Origin of the sequence: Saccharomonospora halophila 8, assembly GCF_000383775.1 — a bacterium.
Classification (GTDB): domain Bacteria; phylum Actinomycetota; class Actinomycetes; order Mycobacteriales; family Pseudonocardiaceae; genus Saccharomonospora; species Saccharomonospora halophila.
The window spans coordinates 19,086-23,744 of the sequence record NZ_KB912490.1 but is presented as its reverse complement, the minus strand read 5'-3'; the positions used below and the strand labels follow the sequence as shown (position 1 = coordinate 23,744).

The 4,659-nt window shown below is 72.4% G+C and carries 2 protein-coding genes; both read left to right on the top strand.

The genetic code is table 11. The annotated features are described in order from the left end of the window. Positions 1-3,438 (top strand): transcription-repair coupling factor (gene mfd, locus SACHA_RS0103605; RefSeq protein ID WP_019807272.1); only part of this gene is annotated, 3,438 nt, incomplete at its 5' end. Positions 3,439-3,527: 89 nt separating this feature from the next. Continuing rightward, on the top strand, positions 3,528-4,535 hold the full coding sequence (locus SACHA_RS0103600; RefSeq protein ID WP_019807269.1) for a SurA N-terminal domain-containing protein: 1,008 nt from the start codon (positions 3,528-3,530) through the stop codon (positions 4,533-4,535). Positions 4,536-4,659 lie beyond the last annotated feature (124 nt).

Below are 4,659 nucleotides of genomic sequence, written 5' to 3'. Positions count from 1 at the left end.
GCGGGACAGGGCGGGGACCGGCCGGTCCTGGCCGTCACCGCCACCGGGCGGCAGGCCGAGGAACTCACCGCCGCGCTGGCGAGCCTGCTCGGTGCCCACGCGGTGGCGCACTTCCCCTCCTGGGAGACCCTGCCGCACGAGAAGCTCTCGCCCCGGGCGGACACCGTGGGCACGCGGCTGGAGGTGCTGCGCCGTCTGGCGCTGCCCGGCCGCGACGGGCTGCGTGTGGTGGTCACCACGGTGCGGAGCCTGATCCAGCCGATGGCCCCCGGGCTGGGCGATCTGCACCCGGTCGAACTGCGGGTCGGCGAGGAGTACGAGTTCGAGAGCCTGCCCGACCGGCTCGTCGAACTCGCCTACACCCGGGTCGACATGGTCGAGAAGCGGGGTGAGTTCGCCGTGCGCGGCGGCATCCTGGACGTGTTCGGCCCCACCGCCGATCACCCGCATCGGATCGAGTTCTGGGGCGACGAGGTCGCCGAGATCCGTGCGTTCGCGGTGGCCGACCAGCGTTCCCTGCCCGGCGAGGTGTCCGGGCTGGTCGCGCCGCCGTGCCGGGAGCTGCTGCTCACCGACGCCGTCCAGCGCCGGGCCGCCGACCTCGCCACCGAGCACGAGGGCGACGAACAGCTGGCCGAGATGCTGACCAGGCTCGCCGACGGCATCCCCGTGGAGGGCATGGAGGCGCTGATCCCGGTGCTGTGTGACGGTGAGCTGCGCCTGCTCACCGACGCCGTGCCCGAGGGCGCCCACGTCGTGCTCACCGACCCGGAGAAGATCGAGGCCCGGGCGCGGGACCTGGTGCGCACCGGACAGGAGTTCCTGGAGGCGTCGTGGATGACGGCGGCCGACTCCGGCAAGGCCCCGATCGACCTGGGCGCGTCGGCCTACCGCGGCCTCGACGAGATCCGGGAGCACGCCCGCGCCACCGACCGCTGCTGGTGGACGCTGTCCCAGCTCACCAGCGAGGACGACGCCTACCACGTGGCGATCGAGGCCGCCCCCGGCTACCGCGGGGAACTGGAGCGGGCCACGGCGGACCTGCGCGCGCACACCGCGTCCGGCGGGACGGGGCTGGTCGTCGTCGCCGGGGCGGGCACCGCCGAGCGTGCCGTGGAGCAACTCTCCGCCGCCGAGGTCCCGGCCACACTCGCCGAGAACGGGCTGGACACCGCGCCGAAGCCCGGTGTGGTCACGGTGACCTGCGGTGGCCTCACCGAGGGGTTCGTCGCGCCCGGCTCGTCGCTGGTCGTGCTCAGCGAGGCGGACATCACCGGGCGCGGCGCGACGGCGGGGCGGTCCTCGCCGGACCTGAACACCAAGATGCCGTCCCGGCGGCGCAACGCCGTCGACCCGCTCGCGCTGAAGGCGGGCGACCACGTCGTGCACGACCAGCACGGCATCGGACGGTTCGTCGAGATGGTGCAGCGCACCGTGGGCGGGGCGACCCGCGAGTACCTCGTGCTGGAGTACGCGCCCTCGAAACGCGGCCACTCCGGCGACCGGCTGTTCGTCCCGACCGACCAGCTCGACGAGGTCTCCCGCTACGTCGGCGGCGAGCTGCCGACGCTGAACAAGCTCGGCGGGTCGGACTGGAAGAACACCAAGGCCAAGGCCCGGAAGGCGGTCAAGGAGATCGCCGCCGAGCTGGTGCAGCTCTACGCCGCCCGGCAGGCCGCCCCGGGGCACGCCTTCGGCCCGGACACGCCGTGGCAGCGGGAGCTGGAGGACGCCTTCCCGTTCGTGGAGACGGCCGACCAGATCGCGGCGATCGACGAGGTCAAGAAGGACATGGAGAGCACCGTGCCGATGGACCGCGTGATCTGCGGTGATGTCGGCTACGGCAAGACCGAGATCGCCGTCCGCGCCGCGTTCAAGGCCGTCCAGGACGGCAAACAGGTCGTGGTGCTGGTGCCCACGACGCTGCTGGCGCAGCAGCACCTCAACACGTTCACCGACCGGATGCGCTCGTTCCCGGTGACGATCAAGGGGATGTCCCGGTTCACCGACCCGCACGAGGCCGAGCGGACGCTCACCGGGCTCGCCGACGGCGAGGTGGACATCGTGATCGGCACGCACCGGCTGCTGCAGACCGGGGTGCGCTACAAGGACCTCGGGCTGGTCATCGTCGACGAGGAGCAGCGCTTCGGCGTCGAGCACAAGGAGCACATCAAGGCGCTGCGCACCCACGTCGACGTGCTCACGATGTCGGCGACCCCGATCCCGCGGACCCTGGAGATGAGCATGGCCGGGATCCGGGAGATGTCGACGATCCTCACCCCGCCCGAGGATCGGCACCCGATCCTGACCTACGTCGGCTCCTACGACCAGAAGCAGGTCGCCGCGGCGATCCGCCGGGAACTGCTGCGGGACGGTCAGGTCTTCTTCGTGCACAACCGGGTCTCCTCGATCGAGAAGGCGGCCCGGCACCTGCGGGAGCTGGTCCCGGAGGCCCGCGTGGTCACCGCGCACGGGCAGATGAACGAGCACAAGCTGGAACAGATCATCCAGGGCTTCTGGGAGCGCGAGTACGACGTGCTCGTGAGCACCACGATCGTCGAGACGGGGCTGGACATCTCCAACGCCAACACCCTGATCGTGGAGCGCGGCGACATGCTGGGGCTGGCGCAGCAGCATCAGCTGCGGGGGCGTGTCGGTCGCGGGCGTGAGCGCGGCTACGCCTACTTCCTGTACCCGCCGGAGCAGCCGCTGACCGAGACCGCGCACGACCGGCTGGCCACCATCGCCCAGAACACCGAACTCGGCGCGGGCATGGCGGTGGCCATGAAGGACCTGGAGATCCGCGGCGCGGGCAACATCCTCGGGGCCGAGCAGTCCGGGCACATCGCCGGGGTCGGTTTCGACCTCTACGTGCGGTTGGTCGGCGAGGCCGTGGACGTCTTCCGCCGGGACGCGGGCGCGGGCGGGGTCGGCGACGAGGACGCCGCGCCCACGGAGGTGCGGGTGGACCTGCCGGTGGACGCGCACATCCCGCACGACTACGTGCCGGGCGAGCGGTTGCGCCTGGAGGCCTACCGAAAGATCGCCACGGCGCAGGACCGGGAGGCGCTGGACGCCGTCCGCGACGAGCTCGTCGACCGCTACGGCGCGCCACCGGCACCGGTGGACCGGCTGCTCAAGGTCGCCGAGTTCCGCCAGGCGTGCCGCCGGGCCGGCGTGACCGAGGTGACGGTGCAGGGCAGCAACCTGCGGTTCGCGCCGCTGCCGCTGGCCGAGTCGCAGCTCGTGCGCCTGAAACGGCTCTACCCGAAGGCGGTCTACAAGGCCGCCACGAACACGGTGTCGGTGCCCAAACCCACCGAGGGGCCCGCGGGCGGGCGGATGGGTGCGCCGCCGCTGCGGGACGAGGCGCTGCTGGACTGGTGCTCCGGACTGCTGACCTCGATGACCGAGCAGCCCGCCGCGGTGCCGTCCTGACCGGGACATCCCGCCGTGGCGTGGGGGCGGAGTGATCATCGCCCCCTCTTCTTGCCCCCGCTCCCGGCGGGTGTGAGAAGGTACGCGCTGTGATTCGGACCATCCGCCGCTCCGTGGCCCTCGCGCTCGTCCTGCTCACCGCCACCGTGCTCACGGCGTGTGGCTCCGGCCCGAGCAGGGCCGATTCCGCCGCCATCGTCGGGGACCGCTCCATCGGCCTGGACTCGGTGCAGGCCGAGATCCGGTGGTTGCTCGACAACGTCGAACGGGCCGCGCAGGCGCAGGAGCAGAACAAGCTCGACCAGTTCGGCCGTGAGGTCGTGCGCAGCAGGGTCGTGCACGAGCTGGTGACTGTGGCCGCCGAGCGGGAGGGCCTGGAGGTCGACCCGCGGGAGGTGGACCGACTGATCCAGGACAACGGCGGCGTGCGGGCCATCGCGCGGAGCACGTTCTCCGAACCGGGCCGGGTGCGCGCAGTGGTCCGGGACCAGCTGCTGTTGCAGCAGCTCACCGAGCGGTACCGGGACCGGCTCTCGGTGCGCATGGTGGGTGCGATGGTGACGAAGTCGAGCGTGGAGGCCACCGCCGAGCGGGCGGCGCGGGATCTCGGCGAGCGGATCGCGCGGAACCCGGACGAGGCGGAACGGATCATCGCCGAGAACGGGCACCAGCCGGTGACGGAGGACCTGACGCTGGGGGGGACCCTGGACCGGGACCCCGAACTCGCCACCACCGCCGTGTTCGGTGCGGGCGAGGGCACCGTCGTGGTCATCCAACCGAGCAGGCAGCGGGTGGGCTGGCTGGTCGCGCTCGTGCGCGACCGCACCGTCGGCGCCTCCGATTCCGGGGAGTCCGGTGCGCGGGGGGACAGTGCGCGGGAGGACAGTGCGCGGGAGGACGCTGCCGGACAGGCGCAGCAGGTGAACCCGCAGCTGCGGTACCTGGCGGGGATGCGGCAGTTGCAGCCGATCGCCGAGGAACTGGGCGTGCGGATCAACCCCCGGTACGGCGTCTGGGACAGCGCCGCGCTCGCACCGGCGCCGAGCGACGAGGAGCTGACGGGCTACCTGTTGGAGTCCCGTACCGTGCGGCCATGACCCCGATGCCGGCCACGGTGGTGCTGCTCCCCGCGGAACAACCCGACCTGATCCCCGCGCAGGCGTGGCCCGCGCTGCGTGCGGCGCGCGGGGTCCACGCGGCCGCGGGGGTGCCGGACCATAC